General features: G+C 43.3%; 17 protein-coding genes. 13 read left to right on the forward strand and 4 right to left on the reverse strand.

The window, feature by feature from the left end:
* The first annotated feature begins 34 nt into the window (after positions 1-34).
* From CA600_RS03085 to CA600_RS03115, 7 genes are all read left to right on the forward strand, one after another.
* A complete protein-coding gene (locus CA600_RS03085; protein WP_094868873.1) occupies positions 35-1,129 on the forward strand; it encodes an NADH:flavin oxidoreductase in 1,095 nt (364 codons plus the stop codon).
* Positions 1,130-1,402: 273 nt separating this feature from the next.
* A complete protein-coding gene (gene miaB / locus CA600_RS03090; protein WP_094868874.1) occupies positions 1,403-2,989 on the forward strand; it encodes a tRNA (N6-isopentenyl adenosine(37)-C2)-methylthiotransferase MiaB in 1,587 nt (528 codons plus the stop codon).
* 28 nt (positions 2,990-3,017) lie between these two features.
* On the forward strand, positions 3,018-3,467 hold the full coding sequence (locus CA600_RS03095) for a RicAFT regulatory complex protein RicA family protein (RefSeq protein ID WP_060623306.1): 450 nt from the start codon (positions 3,018-3,020) through the stop codon (positions 3,465-3,467).
* Positions 3,468-3,632: 165 nt separating this feature from the next.
* Positions 3,633-4,403, forward strand: a complete 771-nt coding sequence (locus CA600_RS03100; protein ID WP_042128449.1) for an NUDIX domain-containing protein — start codon at positions 3,633-3,635, stop codon at positions 4,401-4,403.
* Positions 4,404-4,433: 30 nt separating this feature from the next.
* The gene (locus CA600_RS03105) at positions 4,434-4,973 is read left to right on the forward strand and encodes a cysteine hydrolase family protein (RefSeq protein ID WP_094868875.1); all 540 of its coding nucleotides are present in this window, start codon (positions 4,434-4,436) and stop codon (positions 4,971-4,973) included.
* Between the two features lie 52 nt (positions 4,974-5,025).
* Positions 5,026-6,477, forward strand: coding sequence for a nicotinate phosphoribosyltransferase (locus CA600_RS03110; RefSeq protein ID WP_076283476.1), 1,452 nt, complete (start codon positions 5,026-5,028; stop codon positions 6,475-6,477).
* 96 nt (positions 6,478-6,573) lie between these two features.
* A complete protein-coding gene (locus CA600_RS03115; RefSeq protein WP_094868876.1) occupies positions 6,574-7,260 on the forward strand; it encodes a DUF6273 domain-containing protein in 687 nt (228 codons plus the stop codon).
* A 95-nt stretch (positions 7,261-7,355) separates the two neighbouring features.
* Here the strand turns inward: CA600_RS03115 and CA600_RS03120 are convergent, their stop codons facing one another.
* Both CA600_RS03120 and CA600_RS03125 read right to left on the reverse strand, forming a co-directional pair.
* The gene (locus CA600_RS03120; RefSeq protein ID WP_306440371.1) at positions 7,356-7,811 is read right to left on the reverse strand and encodes a hypothetical protein; all 456 of its coding nucleotides are present in this window, start codon (positions 7,809-7,811) and stop codon (positions 7,356-7,358) included.
* Positions 7,812-8,048: 237 nt separating this feature from the next.
* Positions 8,049-9,392, reverse strand: coding sequence for an amino acid permease (locus tag CA600_RS03125; protein ID WP_094868877.1), 1,344 nt, complete (start codon positions 9,390-9,392; stop codon positions 8,049-8,051).
* A 322-nt stretch (positions 9,393-9,714) separates the two neighbouring features.
* On the opposite strand from CA600_RS03125, the gene CA600_RS03130 reads away from it, so the two are divergent.
* The 5 genes from CA600_RS03130 (at position 9,715) to CA600_RS03150 (ending at position 15,517) form a co-directional block, all read left to right on the forward strand.
* Positions 9,715-10,725, forward strand: a complete 1,011-nt coding sequence (locus CA600_RS03130; protein ID WP_094868878.1) for a 2-oxoacid:acceptor oxidoreductase family protein — start codon at positions 9,715-9,717, stop codon at positions 10,723-10,725.
* 25 nt (positions 10,726-10,750) lie between these two features.
* A complete protein-coding gene (locus CA600_RS03135; protein WP_094868879.1) occupies positions 10,751-13,057 on the forward strand; it encodes a thiamine pyrophosphate-dependent enzyme in 2,307 nt (768 codons plus the stop codon).
* Between the two features lie 152 nt (positions 13,058-13,209).
* Positions 13,210-13,692 carry a helix-turn-helix domain-containing protein gene (locus CA600_RS03140; protein WP_094868880.1) on the forward strand — a complete coding sequence of 161 codons (483 nt, stop codon included), beginning with the start codon at positions 13,210-13,212 and terminating at the stop codon, positions 13,690-13,692.
* Between the two features lie 16 nt (positions 13,693-13,708).
* Entirely contained in the window at positions 13,709-14,716 is a 1,008-nt protein-coding gene (locus CA600_RS03145; protein WP_179281506.1) for a carcinine hydrolase/isopenicillin-N N-acyltransferase family protein, read from the forward strand.
* 96 nt (positions 14,717-14,812) lie between these two features.
* The gene (locus CA600_RS03150) at positions 14,813-15,517 is read left to right on the forward strand and encodes a hypothetical protein (RefSeq protein ID WP_094868882.1); all 705 of its coding nucleotides are present in this window, start codon (positions 14,813-14,815) and stop codon (positions 15,515-15,517) included.
* A 576-nt stretch (positions 15,518-16,093) separates the two neighbouring features.
* On the opposite strand, the gene CA600_RS03155 is transcribed toward CA600_RS03150, so the two are convergent.
* Both CA600_RS03155 and CA600_RS03160 read right to left on the reverse strand, forming a co-directional pair.
* Positions 16,094-16,306: a hypothetical protein gene (locus CA600_RS03155; protein WP_094868883.1), complete on the reverse strand. Its 213-nt coding sequence runs from the start codon at positions 16,304-16,306 to the stop codon at positions 16,094-16,096.
* Positions 16,307-16,405: 99 nt separating this feature from the next.
* A complete protein-coding gene (locus CA600_RS03160) occupies positions 16,406-16,918 on the reverse strand; it encodes a MogA/MoaB family molybdenum cofactor biosynthesis protein (protein ID WP_094868884.1) in 513 nt (170 codons plus the stop codon).
* Between the two features lie 172 nt (positions 16,919-17,090).
* Here CA600_RS03160 and CA600_RS03165 point away from each other — a divergent pair, with 172 nt between their 5' ends.
* Entirely contained in the window at positions 17,091-18,116 is a 1,026-nt protein-coding gene (locus tag CA600_RS03165) for a CobW family GTP-binding protein (protein WP_094868885.1), read from the forward strand.
* The last annotated feature ends 30 nt before the right edge of the window (positions 18,117-18,146 follow it).

Below are 18,146 nucleotides of genomic sequence, written 5' to 3' on the forward strand. Positions count from 1 at the left end.
TTAAAGTTATCTAATAATTAAATGGAGGTAACATATGAATACTGAACTCTTATTCACACCTTTTCAAGTGGGGAATCTTACATTAGCCAACCGAATTGTCATGGCACCTATGACACGGGTATACTCTCCGGATGGTGTACCAGGGAGTAATGTTGCCGCGTATTATCGCAGACGGGCAGAGGGTGGAGTAGGATTGATTGTTACCGAGGGCACAGCCATTAATCATCCTTCGGCAGTCAGCCACGCCAATATCCCCAATCTACATGAAGAAGCGGCTTTAGAGGGCTGGAAGCAGGTGGTAGAAGAAGTTCACGCAGCTGGAGGTAAGATCATACCCCAATTATGGCATGTGGGAATGGCGCGGACTATAGGGGAAGGCCCTAATGTTGAAGCCCTTCCTATTGGCCCTTCTGGTTTGAATTTAGCAGGAGAACCTGTGACAGAGCCGCTGACTACAGCTGAAGTTGAAAGCTTAGTCTCAGCATTTGCTCAAGCAGCAGCGAACGCGAAAAAAGTGGGTTTTGATGGCATTGAGATTCACGGCGCACATGGGTATCTGATAGACCAGTTCTTCTGGGAAAGAACGAACAAACGTACCGATCGATACGGTGGTGATTTGGCAGGTAGAACAACATTTGCTGTTGAGATCATTGAAGCGTGCCGTAAAGCGGTTGGGCCAGATTTTCCGATCGTGTTACGCTTCTCTCAATGGAAATTGGGTGCCTATGATGAGAAGCTGGCAAAAAATGCAGCTGAGCTCGAAAGCTTTCTGACCCCACTTAGCAATGCTGGGGTGGATATTTTCCACTGCTCCACTCGTCGCTTCAGTCAACCTGAATTTGAGGGATCTGAACTAAATCTGGCGGGATGGACTAAGAAGATTACTGGGAAGCCATGCATTACAGTGGGCTCTGTTGGCTTACAAAGCGACTTTTTCGCAGAAGATAAAGCTCAGAAGCCAGAAGATAACATAGATGAATTGCTGGAAAGAATGGACCGTGAAGAGTTTGATTTAGTGGCAGTTGGCAGAGCACTTATTAGCGATCCAGCTTGGCCTGCCAAAGTTCAAAGTGGAGCTATAGATGAGATTATTTCGTTCACTCCGGACGCTACTAAATCACTGTACTAATGCTTGTTGAACACAGCATGGCATTTTTTTGTGTAAGAGACCGTTTATCTGTTTCAATAGGATAATATCTGCTTATATTACAAGCATACCCCCCTTTAATATAATGGAATTTGACCCTGCCAATCGTTGGCGGGGTATTTTTTTGTAGAGAAGAACTATTCTATTCCGTCATTCAAAGGTCGGGTACTTCTAACTTAGCCCAGCAATATGTTATAATTTTAAATTAGCAAAGTATAAAAATAATAGTTTAACAATAGAGGACGTGAAAACAGCATGACTAAGGGGAACCATAACTCACCGGACTTAAAATCCGGCAAGGGTTCTAAAGATTATTCGAGATATTTTGATTTTAGCGACGCTAAGGTGATTAGTGAAGAAGAAGGTAAGATTACTTACCGGATTAAAGGAAGAAATGTGCAAATTAATAGCCAGCCTGATTACAAAGAAGGAAAACGGCGTGGCAAGGAAGAAATAGAAGTGCATTATGATTTCCAGATTCCTGAAGAAATGCAGAATTTCGGAGTAGACAAATATTATCATATTACGACTTATGGCTGCCAAATGAATGAGCATGACACGGAAACGATGAAAGGCCTATTAGAACAGATGGGCTACAAAAGCGTTGACGATCGGAATCATGCGGATCTCATTCTGCTCAACACTTGTGCCATTCGTGAGAATGCCGAGGATAAAGTATTTGGAGAGCTTGGTCATCTTAAGAACTTGAAGATTGAAAAGCCAGGTCTTTTGCTGGGCGTGTGTGGCTGCATGTCGCAGGAGGAAGGCGTTGTCAATCGGATTATGTCTAAGCATGGATTCGTGGATATGATCTTTGGTACGCATAATATTCACCGTCTGCCCCATCTCATTAAAGAAGCTGTATTCAGTAAAGAGCTTGTAGTGGAGGTATGGTCTAAGGAAGGCGACATTATTGAGAACTTACCGAAGAAACGTGAAGGTATGCGTGCTTGGGTAAACATCATGTATGGCTGTGATAAGTTCTGTACGTACTGTATCGTACCTTTTACACGGGGAAAAGAACGAAGCCGCCGTCCGGAAGACGTCATTGCTGAAGTAAGAGAGCTAGCGCGTCAAGGATTCAAGGAAGTGACTTTGCTAGGGCAGAACGTAAACGCATATGGTAAGGATTTTACAGACATCGATTACACCTTTGGTGACCTAATGGATGATATGCGTTTAATTGATATTCCGCGCATCCGCTTTATGACCTCGCATCCACGTGATTTTGATGATAAATTGATTGAAGTACTCGGCAAAGGCGGCAACCTGGTGGAGCATATCCATCTACCGGTTCAATCGGGAAGTACTGCCGTACTTAAGAAAATGAGTCGCAAATATACTCGTGAAGCTTATCTGGAATTAGTTCGTAAGATCAAGATAAGTGTGCCTAATGCGGTATTAAGTACCGATATTATCGTTGGTTTCCCTGGAGAGACTGATGAACAATTTGAAGATACCCTATCGCTAGTGCGCGAGGTTGGGTATGATATGGCATATACGTTCATTTATTCACCTCGTGAGGGTACCCCTGCAGCAGCTATGGAGGACAATGTACCGATGTCAGTGAAGAGCGAACGTCTGCAAAGACTCAATGATCTCATTAAAGAGAATAGTCGGATCATTAATGACCGTATGCTAGGTGAAGTCGTCGAGGTACTGGTAGAAGGCGAGAGTAAGAATAACTCGGAAGTCCTTTCTGGCCGTTCCCGTGCGAACAAGCTGGTCCATTTTGAAGGTTCGAAGGAGCTTATTGGCACCTTTGTAAAAGTGAGAATTACAGATACCAAAACATGGTACATCAAAGGGGATATTGTGGCAGAAGCTGCTGCTGTTCATTAATCATCACATACGAATGGGGAGATGGCTTGTGAGTACAGAGGAACAACGTTTGAATAAATATGGGATGAAGACTTATAATACCCGTGACTTGATCGTACGCGAGGATATTATGGGTAAAGCTAAAGAACTAGCTTCATTGATCTCGACAAGTGAAGAAGTAAAGCATTTTCAGCAGGCTGAGCAAAAAATCCTGAACCACGAGCGGGTTCAAGGTCTAATTGCAACGATTAAGAAAAAGCAGAAGGAGATTGTCGCCTTCGAAAGCTTCAATAATAAAGATATGGTAGCCAAGATCGAGCGTGAAATTGAAGTGTTGCAGGATGAAATTGACGGCATTCCAGTCGTGAACGAATTTCAACAGAGCCAGAGTGACATCAATTATCTTCTCCAGCTTGTCATTTCCGTGATTAGAGATACGGTTTCGGAAAAAATAAATGTGGAAGCCGGCACCGAAGCGCCTCCGACCACATGCGGATAACCCACACTCAGTTTAGGGGGCGGATGCAGATCCGCCCCTTTAAGTTTTACACTATACATAATCCTAATCTTTCTAAGTCCAGTTGTTGATTTTAGAAGTTAAGGTTTGGTACATTTAAAGATACGAATTAGTAAAATTATAGCTTCGGAAAAGGATGGGGCAAATATGAGCGAAAATGGGGAACAAACCTATAACGCCAAAAAATATCGTACACCGGACGGAGTTCCGGCCGACATCGTAATGTTTACACTGACCAAACGCGAACGTAAGACGGTCACGAAGACGCTTCCCTTACGTGAGCTTAAGGTAATGTTAATTAGACGAAAGAAATGGCCATGTGCTGGAATGTGGGCTCTCCCAGGCGGATTCTGTCAGGAGGATGAGTCCATTTATGCTGCGGCTACACGTGAACTCAAAGAAGAGACGGGTGTAGATGGCGGTCATTTGGAATATCTGGGTGTTTACAGTACACCAGGCCGCGACCCTCGCGGATGGATCATCAGTCATGCTTTTTTTGCCCTTGTAGAAGAATGGATGTTGGAGCAGAGACAAGCTTCGGATGATGCTGGCGAGGTAGGTTTATTTACGTTGCAGGAAGCACTTGAAGAGCTGGAGCTCGCTTTTGATCACCATGATATCATCAAGGATGCATACTTGCGAATTCAACAACAAATGCTTCAGACTACGATCGCAAGACAGTTTTTACCTAGACATTTTACTCTCAGTGAGCTCTATCAAGTCATTCAAACGGTAGTGCCGGAATTTAAGGAACCGAATTTTATTCGTAAAATCACTTCAACACGTAGCCGTCAGGGTATATTAAAAGAAGTAAGAGATGAAGAGGGAAATGCGCTTAGTTCAAATCAATACTCCCAGCGTCCAGCTCAGCTCTATATGTTCACAGATCATGAGCCTTTGTTATCCATCTACACGTAGTGGTTTAAATCAAGAGAGGGGATTCATCTCATGAGAGCACTAATAGTGATCGACTTTACGAATGATTTTGTCAACGGAAATCTGCCGGTGGGTCAGCCAGCCGTAGATATCGAGCCTAGAATCAGCCAATTAACGTCGGAGTTTGCCCAAAATGGCGATTATGTCGTTATGGCCGTGGATTTACATGAAGAGCAAGACCCTTACCACCCGGAGAGCAAACTATTTCCTCCTCATAATATACGCGGGAGTGAAGGACGTGAGTTGTTCGGAAGTTTGAAATCTGTGTATGAGCACAATCGCGATTCCATTTATTGGATGGACAAAACGCGTTATAGCGCTTTTAGTGGAACGGATCTGGAAATCAAGCTGCGGGAGCGTGGCATTACTGAACTTCATTTAATTGGGGTCTGCACAGATATTTGTGTACTGCACACCGCAGTGGATGCATATAACAAAGGATTTGCAATTATTGTGCATGAAGATGCAGTTGCCAGCTTCAATCCAAATGGACATACTTGGGCGTTAGAACATTTCCGGGGAAGTTTAGGAGCAGACGTTGTTAAGGCATAATACTAGAACAGAACATACACATATAGCAGCGTAGATATTAGGAGATGAGGACTTGAGAAGAGAACTTGCACTACATACGGATAAGTATCAGATCAATATGATGTACGCTCACTGGGTGAACGGAACGCATAAACGGAAGGCTGTATTTGAAGCTTATTTCCGTAAGCTACCTTTCGGTAACGGCTATGCTGTTTTCGCTGGGTTAGAGCGTATTGTTGGTTATATCGGCGGTTTGCGGTTTACCGAAGATGATATCCGTTACTTGTCTGAGCAAGAAGAGAACTATGCGCCAGCTTTTTTGGAGGAACTGTTGCAGTTTCATTTTCAGGGAACCGTTCATTCGATGAAAGAAGGCGCATTGATTTTTCCAGATGAGCCATTAATCCGTGTGGAAGGGACAATTATGGAGGCTCAGCTGGTGGAGACAGCCATTCTGAACTTCATGAACTACCAGACGTTGATCGCTACTAAGGCTTCACGAATTAAACAGGTGGCTCCGAATGACATCTTGCTGGAGTTCGGTACCCGGCGTGCGCAAGAAGCTGATGCAGCGGTGTGGGGGGCTAGAGCGGCCTATATTGGCGGCTTTGATGCTACTTCCAACATGCTGGCAGGCAAAATGTTTAGTATTCCAACCAAGGGAACACATGCACATTCCTGGGTCCAGAGCTTTGGCAGCGAGCAGGAGGCTTTTGATGCCTATGCTAAGGTGATGCCGGACGAAGTTACACTTTTGGTCGACACCTTCGATACACTCCGTAGTGGGGTGCCTAATGCAATCAATACGGCCAAGAAGCTTGAGGCTCAAGGTAAAAAAATGGTCGGTATACGTTTGGATAGCGGTGACTTGGCTTATCTATCCCGTCAAGCGCGTAAGATGTTGGATGATGCTGGTCTGGACTATGTGAAGATAGTCGCTTCCAACGATTTGGATGAGAACACGATCATGGATCTGAAGCTGCAAGGCGCAGCAATTGATACTTGGGGTGTGGGTACACAACTGATCACCGCCTCGGACCAACCCTCTCTGGGTGGCGTCTATAAGCTGGTGGAAATTGAGTCCGCTACTGGAGAAATGATCCCGACGATCAAGATTTCTTCGAATCCTGAGAAAGTATCCACGCCTGGCAAGAAGGACGTATTCCGGATCATAGGTAAAAATGGCAAAGCACTTGCGGATTATATCTGTTTCCCAGAAGAGGAAGCTCCGCGTAACGGTGCACGTTTGAAGCTGTTTAATCCGCTCCATCCATACATGCATAAGTATGTTGAGCGTTACGAGGCATTGCCTATGCTAGAACCTATTTACGTTAATGGATTTCAAGTGTATACTTTGCCGGATTTGAATGAGGTTCGCCGTTATCATCGGGAGCAAAAGGATCTATTCTGGCCGGAGTATCAACGTAAGTTAAATCCCGAGGTATATCGGGTGAATTTAAGTGAAAAGGTCTGGACTAGCAAGCAGCAGTTAATCGCTGAGCATATACGACCGGATATAGAGTAGATTTTGCAGGAGCAATTCTGTCAACAGTGTTAACGCGGGAGAGTGAAGTACCCGCGTTTTTTTGTTTTTTCGGGAGCAAATAAGGAGGAGAACCTGATGGACAAGGCTAAGCATGCTTATACCTCGAACATGAACTTTAAGCCGGGCGAAATCATTACTTTTGGCACGTATTCACAATCGAAGGATGGTAAAGAACTGCCGATTGAATGGCGAATTCTACATAACTCAGGTAGTGAACTGTTTGTTTTGAGCGAGTACATTTTGGAATGCAAGAGGTATCACGGCAAGAGCGCAGATATTAAATGGCGTGATTGCGTGGATATTACGTGGCACGAAAGTGATTTACGAGTGTGGTTAAACGATGAATTCTATCATACCGCATTCAATGCTGCCGAGAAGGAATTAATAAAGACGACTCATTGCACAGACAACGGAGAGGGTACCCCTGATACAGAGGACAACGTTTTTTTGCTTAGTGTTGAGGAAATAAAGGCATTCTCAGAGATACATGGCAAAGAACTACGGCGTGCGGTTGGCACGGAATTTGCTAAAATGAAAAAGTCCGATGGATGCAGCTTATATGTATATGATAAAACGGATAAAGATAACTATATCATCAAAGACGGCGAAGAGACTGGTTGCTCCTGGTGGTGGCTGCGAACACAGGGAAACAAACCTTCGCGTGCTTTTTTTGTCGGTCCGAGCTGTAGCATTCGCAGCTATGCGAATGTTAGTGTAGCCCGTGACGGCGTGCGCCCGGCTTTGATAATTAATCTTCCATGATCAAAAAAATTGGTCTAGAATGTATACATTTAAAAGAGGCGTATCCCACTCTTCGCTAATGTGAAGAGCAAGGGATACGCCTCCCATTCTAATAACTACAGTCCGATAAACATATTTCTACTAAACGGCCCCCAGTTTGCCCCTGTATACCCGGATCTCCCTTCTAAATTAACAAAACAAGGGAGCAAGATATAAAGAACACCCATAGTAGCATTCGTATTGAAGGTCATAACAAATCTCATTTTTGAATTATCAATTGCAGCTATCATTCCCTTATCAGCACGAATCGTATTCTCTCTAGTAAGAGCCTCTCCCATTCCTACACTTGCTATGTCATTTGGATTTGGCATATTACTTCTTATCCAATAATTCGAAATATTTGTTGCTGATGCTAAATCCGCAGGTTGATCGTAAGTAACTAAAATTTGATTCATAGCAATTTGTCTTGCCTCTACGACGACAGGATGAGACATCACCATTTCTCTTTCGTCAACAGTTGTATTTCTCATCCCATTGGGATAAATCGAAGTAGGATTATTATACATAGACATTTCTGGTCCCCCCATTATTAATTACAATAGTCATTTGTCACGAGACATTGTATGTAAGGGAGTCATGATTAGTGTTAAATAAATAAATATACAAAAAAAGCGAGGGAGAGTAATGTAAACGCGTGGCTGCGAACTCGTTTTGAATGGCAACAATTAAAAGAGGCGCATCCCTCTCTTCGCTATTGTCGAAGAACAAGGGATACACCTCTTTTTGATACATCAGTCCTAGCTAATACTTTAGTTCTTTTTCTTGAATTTTACGAACGACCAAATCGTTAGCATCAACAGGACTCCTAAACAGGTGCCTATGCTGATACGGTTCTGGGCATCAAAGAGAAAGGAAACCGCAATAATAGTTAAACATGCAAGTGTAATAGCAGTTATATAAGGGAATCCCCATACCTTAAAGGTTGGTTCTTTCGGATAGGATCTTCTCAGCTTAAGCTGTGACATACAAATACTGATCCATACGAGAATAACTACAAAGCCTGGAACAGCCATTAGTAAACGGAACAGTCCATCCTGTGCGAAGTACGCTAACAATGAACCGATAACAAGAACAACGGCACAGAGCTTCAGACTGTTGATGGGTACACCTTTTGCAGAGGTTTTTGCTAAGCTGCGTGGTGCTTCGCCCTGTGACGCCATAGAGTGCAGCATCCGGGTGGCGCCATAGATTCCAGAATTGGCAGCAGAGAGTACCGCTGTAATCAAAATGAAGTTCATAACGTGATCGGCACCCTTAAGTCCTGTAGCGGCTAACACCTGAACAAACGGGCTTGTATGCTCATTCAGTTGATTCCAGGGAATTAATCCGCAGATGATTAAGATCGGTAAGGTATAAAACAGAATGACGCGCAGAATGAAGCTTTTGACAACCTTAGGTAAGACCTTTTCTGCATCCTGAGTTTCTGTCAAGGTTAGCCCAATCAACTCTGACCCGCCGTATGAGAACATGACGACAAGTAGTGCAGAGAAGATGGGGGTCCATCCTCGTGGGAGAAATCCACCATAGTCCGTAAAGTTGTGTAAGTATGGAGTAGCTTCCGTCATTGGCAATAGCCCAAAAATCAATGAGCTTCCTAAGATAATAAAGATGATGATCATAGCAATTTTGATACCGGCTAACCAAAACTCCGTTTCTCCGTAACCACCTACACTCATCATGTTGATGCCGATAATTAAAGCGCCACTCGCTAGACTAAGCAGCCATAATGGAACATCCGGTAACCAGTATTGTAAGAAGCTTCCTGCTGCCAGTACTTCAATTACACAGACGGTCAACCACATAAAGCAATATAACCAACCCACGATAAAGGAGAGTCGTTCTCCAAAAGCTTCACGAATGAAGTCCTTCATGTTCCTATTCGGGTACACCGTAGCCATTTCGGCTATTGCTCCCATGACCACTAAGAGTAGCAAGCCTGCTAATACATAAGTAAGAATAACCGCAGGTCCGGCAATGCTTATGGTCTCAGAACTCCCTTTAAAAATCCCCGTACCGATTACTCCGCCCATCGCCATAAAGCTGATATGCCGAGGAAGCAATTTCTTCTGTAATGATGCTTCGTTTGACTTCACAATTAATGCCTCCTAAGCTGTCTTCGAAAAATTACACCAAGCATCAGTTTATCCTGAAATGGACTAGTTGAAAAGTAAAAATAACACACATTTTTATAAAGAAGGCTGTCTTTTCACTGGAGTGTGATATTTATCATGAAGAATGTGATGAATTTAACATCTTAATTTTTAATTTTATTGCTAAATAAAAGTAGCTAAATAAGTTTAGGTAACACATGGAAAATGCAAGATTTGTCACTTCTCGACTTGCAAAATCAAGATACAATCTTTGAAAAAGTCATAAGGATATTATACGGATGACATTCTGAAAGGGGCTATGTCGGTGGTACAGTTACCAAAAGTGAACGAACTCGGATTTTTTGAGATTCGTCTGGAATCAATTGGAGGGCTAGGCGCGAACTTAGCTGGTAAAATGCTTGCAGAAGCAGGAGTAGTCGGAGCTGGAATGAATGGAGTGAGCTTCTCATCCTATGGTTCTGAGAAAAAGGGATCAGCGGTAAAAGCGCATATCCGTTTTTGTGATTTAAACACGCATATTCGCGACACTTCACCGGTAGAACGACCACATGTCGTAGGAATATTCCATGAAGCGTTGGCTAAGACCGTCAACGTGACTAGCGGAATTTATGATCATAGTACAGTGCTTGTGAACTCAGCCAAGTCACCGGAGGAATTGAAGTCTTCTCTAAACATGATGGCTGGAACTATTGCCGTTGTTGATGCTACGACGATCGCATTAGATGAGAAGAATCGCGTAAACATGGCGATGTTAGGCGCGTTGTTCCGGATGTGCGATTTCTTGGATCCTGAAATTATGAAGGGTGTTATTGAGAAATCTCTTGGCAAAAAATATCCGCAGGCTGTTCAATCCGCATTAACTACTTTCGAACGTGGCTTTAATGAGGTTACTTTCATGCATTTTCCATTGCCTGAAGGTGCGATTATGCCTGAGTTCGTCCGGTCCGATATTTCGGCCTTAGGTTATGAAACACAGCCGATCGGGGGTACCATTACAAATCCTGGCAGCAGCTTTTTAAAGAATCTCAGCATTTCAAGATCCGGGTTATTGCCTCATTTTAAATTAGATGATTGTATTCATTGTGCGCAGTGCGATACGGTATGCCCTGATTTATGTTTTGTTTGGGAGGAGCAACCGGATAAGAAGGGACGTCCGCAAATGTTCCTGCAAGGAATCGATTATCAATACTGCAAAGGCTGTCTGAAATGCGTAGAAGCTTGCCCTACAACGGCATTGTCTGGCGAGCGCGAGGAAGATGGCTACGCAGAGAGCCATACGGTCCGGCATATTTTCGATCTCGTTACTCAGGCCTAATATACGGAGGAAAGGTGGAACATACGTGGCTATTGATTATGAAAAAGAAGTAAGTTCTACGAAGGTAGAACAGAAATTCCTATATGAATCCGGCAATGAAATGGCAGCTTATGCTGCTCATCAGATTAATTATCATGTCATGGGTTATTTTCCGATCTCCCCATCGACAGAAGTGGCTCAATTTCTTGATACGATGAAAGCGAACGGCCAACATGATATTATGCTTATTCCATCAGATGGGGAGCATAGTTCTGCTGGAATTTGTTATGGCGCTTCGACGGCTGGCGGTCGTGTATTTAATGCTACAAGTGCCCAAGGATATATGTTTATGCTTGAGCAATTGCCGGTACAAGCTGGTACACGGATGCCTATGGTTATGAATTTGATCTGCCGCTCGATTTCCGGTCCGCTTAATATTCATGGTGACCATTCTGATTTGTATTTTGCGCTGAATACGGGCTGGCCGATACTGATGTGCCGTGATCCACAATCCGTTTATGATATGAACCTGATGGCATTAAAGCTTGCAGAACACGCCAAAGTGCGTCTTCCAGTAATGGTAGCATCAGATGGTTATTTTACTTCTCACCAGAAACGTCGTGTACAGGCATTTGCACATCGTGAGGATGTTCATAAATTCGTTGGGCCACAACCTCCGGTGGGCTTTACGGATACACTGGACCGCAATAATCCGGTTACTGTAGGTCCTTATATGAATGAACCTGACTACATTAACAACCGCTATCAGCAGTCGGTAGCCATGTATAATGCGGGTGAAGTCTTCGAAGAGATTGCGAAGGAATTCGCTGAATTGACTGGACGACACTATCCTATAATCGAAGAGTATCGGATGAAAGATGCGGAAGTAGCCGTATTCCTGATGAACTCTGCCTCAGAGATCATTAAAGATGTTGTAGATCAGCTTCGTTTGCAAGGGATCAAAGCAGGTGCAATTTCGCCGAATATGATACGTCCTTTCCCGCAGAAGCAAATTGCGGAAGCGCTGAAAAATGTAAAGGCAATCACCGTAGGCGACCGTGCAGATTCGGTTGGTGGTCACGGCGGTAATATGGTAAATGAGATCAAGGCAGCACTGTTCACCTATGGTAACACTACTACAAAGGTCATTAGCCGTATTTACGGGTTGGGCGGTAAGGACTTCTACGCAGAAGATGGTCATGCGTTCTTTGAATTGGCACTAGATGCTGTTGCTGCAAACCGTGTTGAAGTACCGTTTGACTACTATGGTCACAATCCAGGTACGCCGGACAAAGCGCCACAGCGTCTATTGAAGCCGATGAACTTTGATGCGTTGAAGACAGGGTTAATTACGGTTAAACAGGATGAAGCTACAGGGAAATTAAGTGTGCGAATACCCCCACTGCGCAGCTTGACGAAGAAACCTAAACGGCTGGCACCTGGTCATGGCGCATGTCCGGGCTGTGGGATTTTCTCAGGGCTGGAGACGTTCTTCAAAGGGATCGAAGGGGATATCGTTGCTCTGTATCATACAGGGTGTGCCATGGTAACAACTACAGGATATCCATATTCTTCTCATAAATCTACGTTTATTCATAACCTATTCCAAAATGGTGCTGCTACCTTATCTGGTGTGGTAGAAATGTTCTGGGAACGCAAACGCCGCGGTGAATTGGACGGACTTGGACTTCAAGACGACTTTACATTTGTAATGGTAACGGGTGATGGTGGTATGGATATCGGAATGGGACCTGCGATTGGGGCTGCACTACGCGGTCACAAAATGATTATCGTAGAGTACGATAATGAAGGCTACATGAATACAGGGGCTCAGCAGTCCTATTCCACACCATTGGGTCACCGTACTTCTACATCCAGTATTGGTAAGAATCAGCAAGGTAAAGTTACACAGCATAAGGATACTGCGCAAATCATGGCAGCTACTAACATTCCATATGTCTTTACTGGCTCCGAAGCTTACCCGCAGGATCTTGTGAAGAAAGCGGCAAAAGCACAGTGGTACGCTCAGAACGAAGGTCTAGTGTACGGTAAGATCCTGATCGCATGCCCGCTGAACTGGATGTCTGAAGATAAAGAAGGCACCAACATCGTCTCGCTGGCAGTAGAATCTTGCTTCTTCCCTCTATATGAAGTGGAACATGGTTCTACGAATATTACGTACAATCCAGAAGACAAAGGCAAACGCGTTGAGCTCTCAGCTTGGCTGAAGACCATGGGCAAAACCCGTCACTTACTGAAGCCTGAGAATGAGCCGGCTTTACGCAGCTTCGAGGCAGAAGTGGAGCGTCGCTGGAATCGTCTGAAAGCAAAACATGAGCATCCTGATTTGTAAAAGATAATGATGAATAACCCGGCAGATTTCTCTGTCGGGTTATTTTGTATATAACTGTATAGAACAGATGTACGGTTGACATAAAATACGTCAAAATGTAAGATGGGTTTAATTGGATTAGACATATGTTATGTCAATAAGGAATGGTGATCATGGAAAGTAATACTACTGTATCTGCCCTAACAATTTTGCAATACCTTGCATTAATTCATCAAGTGACGTACACCAATGTATGCAGAGAAGTAGGGCTGACCCCGCAACAATTTAGTGATTGGGTCAAGAAACGTCGTCCTGTACCCAAAGAAAGACTGCAAGCATTGGCAGAATTTTTCAAAGTGGATGCTGATCTGTTGATTGATGAGAACAATTACTTGCTTGATCTAACACCAGAAGTAAAAATCGAGGTGCAAATTCTTTTTTTAACCCGGATGTTAAGGAATGAAGAGGAGAATCCGGAGGAGGAAGGCTATCTACAAAAATTGCAACAGCTGCAATGGGAAAAAAGAAAGCAGACATTGATTACAAGATTCTCAGCCCTCTTAGATCAAAAGAATAAGCAGATTGAAGAGTTATGTTTAGCTTTTCTGGATCATATGGAAAATGAAAATAAAGAGGTTCTAAACAAGCTGCTATAAGAAAAGGGAGATGAACATGAGTACAACCTTCCATATGCTTAAAAATGAATTCAATAGAGTCTGTAAAAATCAAGATGTAATCTACGATGGAGTGTATCTTTTTACGAACCAAAGAGGTTTACAGAAGACTGCATTAATGATGCCTCCAGCTCAGCCCGCTTCTTGGATTTCTCAGTATGGAAGCCTAACCATCTCACAAATTGGAAAAGAAAATCCTAATGGGGGGATGAATGAAGCAGGGCTGGTGGTGGAGCAAACGACACTTTGGCAGACTAAATATCCTGCGGTGGATGAGCGACCCGCTTTAGGTGAACTGCATTTTATTCAATATTTACTTGATACCTGTGCTACTGTTCAGGAAGCATTGGTAGCAGCTACGACGGTTCGTATCGATCAAAGCACTTCTAGTTTACATTATCTGTTGGCTGACCGGAGGGGCAATCAAGCGATTCTTGAGTTTTTAGATGGAAGGTTGGTTGTATATAAAGGCAAGCTTTCCATGCCTATTATCGCTAATACAGTGTATGAGGAAGCTGTACAGGAGATTCAGAGGGTGGATTTCAAGGGCTGGGAAGATCGGGATGCTTATGAACAGAATTCACTGGATCGCTATAAGATTGCCTATGAAGCATTAAGCACATTAGCGGAGCAAACGCCTGACACGGATTTTGCATTTAAAGTACTTGCCGCAGCACGGCGCGAGGATACTGTGTATAGCCTGGTATACGATCTGAATCAGCTACAGATAGAGGTGATGACTCAGCGAAACCAAGAAAGAATTAAGATTCGTTTAGAGGACTTTGATTTTTCTGTAAAGGGGCCAGCTCAAGCTGCTAACCTACAAAAGCTGCGTGCAAACCACGAAAGAGCCCAGTTCGAGAATTACTCAGCTGATTTTAATCATAAAGCAGTCCAATCCTTTTTTAGAGATCCGGTTTTGACTTCCGTTTTTAGATGGGAGATCTCTGATGACATGATTCAATTTGTAGCCAATTATCCGGATTCTTTTATAAGGACTGAGTAATAATTTTGGGTTGTAAGACATCCAAGGTAGTCCTCTTGGTACCCCCTTGGATGTGGTATTATATGGAGAATGTAGGAGAGAGGAGGACTGGTTTTATTGAGCTGGATCTTTTGGATTTGTTTTATTGTTTCATTACTAGTGTCCTATTGGGATCAGCGAAAAACATTGAGATTAAAGGATTGGGCGTTAATTATTGGAGTCTTTTTACTTTGTGAGTTCTACATCAATTTGTTCGGCTTACTGATTCCTGTGGGCTTTTTTATTGCATTAATTTATATGTATAAAAAGAAGCAGTTTCTTTTCTCGAAAGCGCTTATTTTTGGGTTAATTAGTGTCTGTGTTATTTTCTATGGCCCTAAGATTAGTTTGAATGAAATCCATGAGCTAACGAAGGCTAATAAATATACTGAGCAATTTAATCAGATTAAATCCGTTTCACAATTTTCCGTCGAATCAGATATGAATGGAGTTCTTAAGGCGGCTGCGAGTCAATTGAAAGAAAAGAATCCAAAGTCAGAAATACCTGTAGAGGATCCTCATGTTGCCTTCAGTATATGGGTTCTCCAGCATAGAAATGTAGCAATTAAGGATTTAGATTGGTTATGGTATGAGGCTCCGTTAGAATTACATTATTATTGGCAATCTAACCGCCCAGATCAGCGGGTTACATTGGAATACGTTATTTTTAATGAGGTTGGATACATGGGTGTTTTTGAAAGGAAAAATGAAAAAAAACCCTATCATCTCCGAACGATCTATGAGTTTGACCGCCTTAAAGCATGGTCTCCGATGATACCCTGACTCTGAGTTTAACAGAGATAAATCATGAGTACCGATTCACGACCCAAAATGGAATTTTATTCTCATAGTCATCCAAACCTTTCGCTAGACAAAAGAAAACTGCAATTACGGCTTGACCCCCTTAATCTGTAGTCCGCCACGTTTCATATAAAGATGTACTTTTTGCAGGTTTATTCGACATTTTGTCTTTTACAGTGAGCGATTAGTTAAACGGAAGTATCTTCGAGTTACATTGTGCTGCTGTTTTACTTCTGATCGATCCTTTCTTTGAAAAAACAAGCCATTTGATTTTCAGAGGCTTGCTTTTATAGCTGTGCTATCGTGAATCACTAGAACAAATTCCAGTGGCCCTTAACTCTAGCATATTGTTCTGTCTTAACTAATAGATAACGGGTAGAGATCACTGTCCCTACGCTTCCCGCGATTGGTGCTCCGGTTGATAGAAGACATACAGACTAGATAAACGATCCATTTTGTCAAATGTTTTCTGCAAAAGAAGCGAGAGAAGACCCAATGCATTTAGCACGGGTCTGTCTCTCACTTATAGGGGACTTTTAATAGTGGTGTGAAGTAGAGTTATCTTCCGCCTCTAGGCATCATGTTATTGTCGCAAAAAACATCTTTCACAGAATAGGTGTAGCAATGGCGAGGAACGGGTACACAGTGATGACGTCTAACGATTTCAACTGGATGAATCACATTTACTACTTGTGGATGGAAGTGATCTTGATAAACCACCTTAGGTGGGTCAGTAACCGTTTGGGCCGGGCATTTTGGACATTCAGACATTTCCTTCAGCTCCTTTTGTGTGTGGACTTACCGTATTATACGCACAGAACAAAAGCCTGCTTGGTTGTTTGTCTATTGTATTTAAAAATGGGTATTTGCTTAACGCTTGTAAATTTCACGCATAACATGGCGAAGTTCCGGGATAATTAACCGTTCCATAGCCAGTTTTACGGCTCCAGCAGAGCCAGGCATAGAAAAAATTGCGGTCTTTCCCATGGTGCCTGCGATGGCTCGACTAAGAATAGCTGCCGAACCAATGTCCTCTGTAAAGCTTAGCATCCGAAAAATCTCACCGAAGCCAGGTAATGTTTTATCTAGCAAAGAGGCAACAGCTTCATACGTCGTATCCCGTGGAGAAATCCCTGTTCCACCTGTGAGGAGTACAGCTTCTATTCCGGCCTGGTCAACACATTTATACAATAGCTCACGGATATCCTGATAATTATCTTTCGTAATGGTGCTGCCTATCACTTCATACCCGGCTTCTTCGAGCATAGATTTAATCAAAGCTCCTCCGGTATCTGTTTCAGTAGTTCTGGTATCCGAGACAGTAATGATATAGCAGGAAACGGTTTGAGGCGCTTCTTTCCGATGTTCTTCAACAGATGACAAATGGCTCAACTCCTAGATTAGAGATGTTATCATGATAGGGGATGGCAGAAGTAAAGACAAGCTTACGTGTACTTACAGAATGCAGCTGGAATTTGGGGTGCCGCTTGCGTGCTTCGCGCGCATGTAGTACACTCGCTACACATAACTGTAATTTGCTGGGGAGCGATGAAACATGGAACAGGTCGTACCTGTGTATATATTGTCAGGATTTCTGGGGAGCGGCAAAACAACATTGCTGCAGCGCCTACTAGATCATTGGAAAAATCAGGGTTTACGTCCTGCAGTAGTGATGAATGAGTTGGGTGAAGTGAATTTGGATGGATTGCTAGTTGAGCAAACTGTCCCTATGGCAGAACTACTTGGTGGATGCATATGCTGTTCTATCCGAAGTGATCTTAGTACAGAGCTGGCAACACTCATTAAGAAGGAGACTCCGGATGTCGTAGTAATCGAGGCAACAGGAGCTGCAAATCCGCTGGAAATTGTAGATGGCGTAACCGAAATTTCGTTGTATCAAAAGGTAGAACTGAAAAGCTTGATCACCGTTGTTGATGCCGTACATCTTCTTGAACTGTATCGCGCACAGCAGGGGGCAACTTATCGTTTGATGCAGGAGCAGATTCGCTGCGCTTCTGTCTTGCTATTGAATAAAATTGACCGTGTAACCGCTGAAGAGGCGGAAGAGGTTACCGCTGTACTACGGAAATGGAACGCTTATGCACCCATTCTGCCAACTGTGCGTTGTGATGTAGAACCGGAGGAATTGCTGCGTGATGCAGGTGGAGTTCTTACGGATGCACAATTGGAAGAGGTTGAGGATGCCAGTGAGAGCTTCTTGCATGATGAAGATGAACACACGACTAGAGGCACACATACTAGCCACGATCATGTTATGGCGTACACACATTATTTTAAACGTCCAGTAAACAGTGAACAATTCGAACAGTTCGTTAAGGAATTACCGCGTGATGTTTATAGAGCTAAAGGTATTGTGACCTTTAATGACACCTCCAGCCGCTTTCTTTTCCAATATGCCTATCGTGAAGCTGATTTTATGAAAATCACACCACAAGGCGAAGTGCCTGACGTTGCCGTATTCATCGGTGAACATTTCTCATCAAATGAACTGCGCACTAGGTTACTGGAGATGGAAGGGCGTACCTTCGTTCGTCCTAGTACAATTAAGAGAAGTCTATAATCAGATCTCCTTGTCAGAAGTTGTAATGGT

The organism is Paenibacillus sp. VTT E-133280 (assembly GCF_002264385.1).
Classification (GTDB): domain Bacteria; phylum Bacillota; class Bacilli; order Paenibacillales; family Paenibacillaceae; genus Paenibacillus_AQ; species Paenibacillus_AQ nitricinens.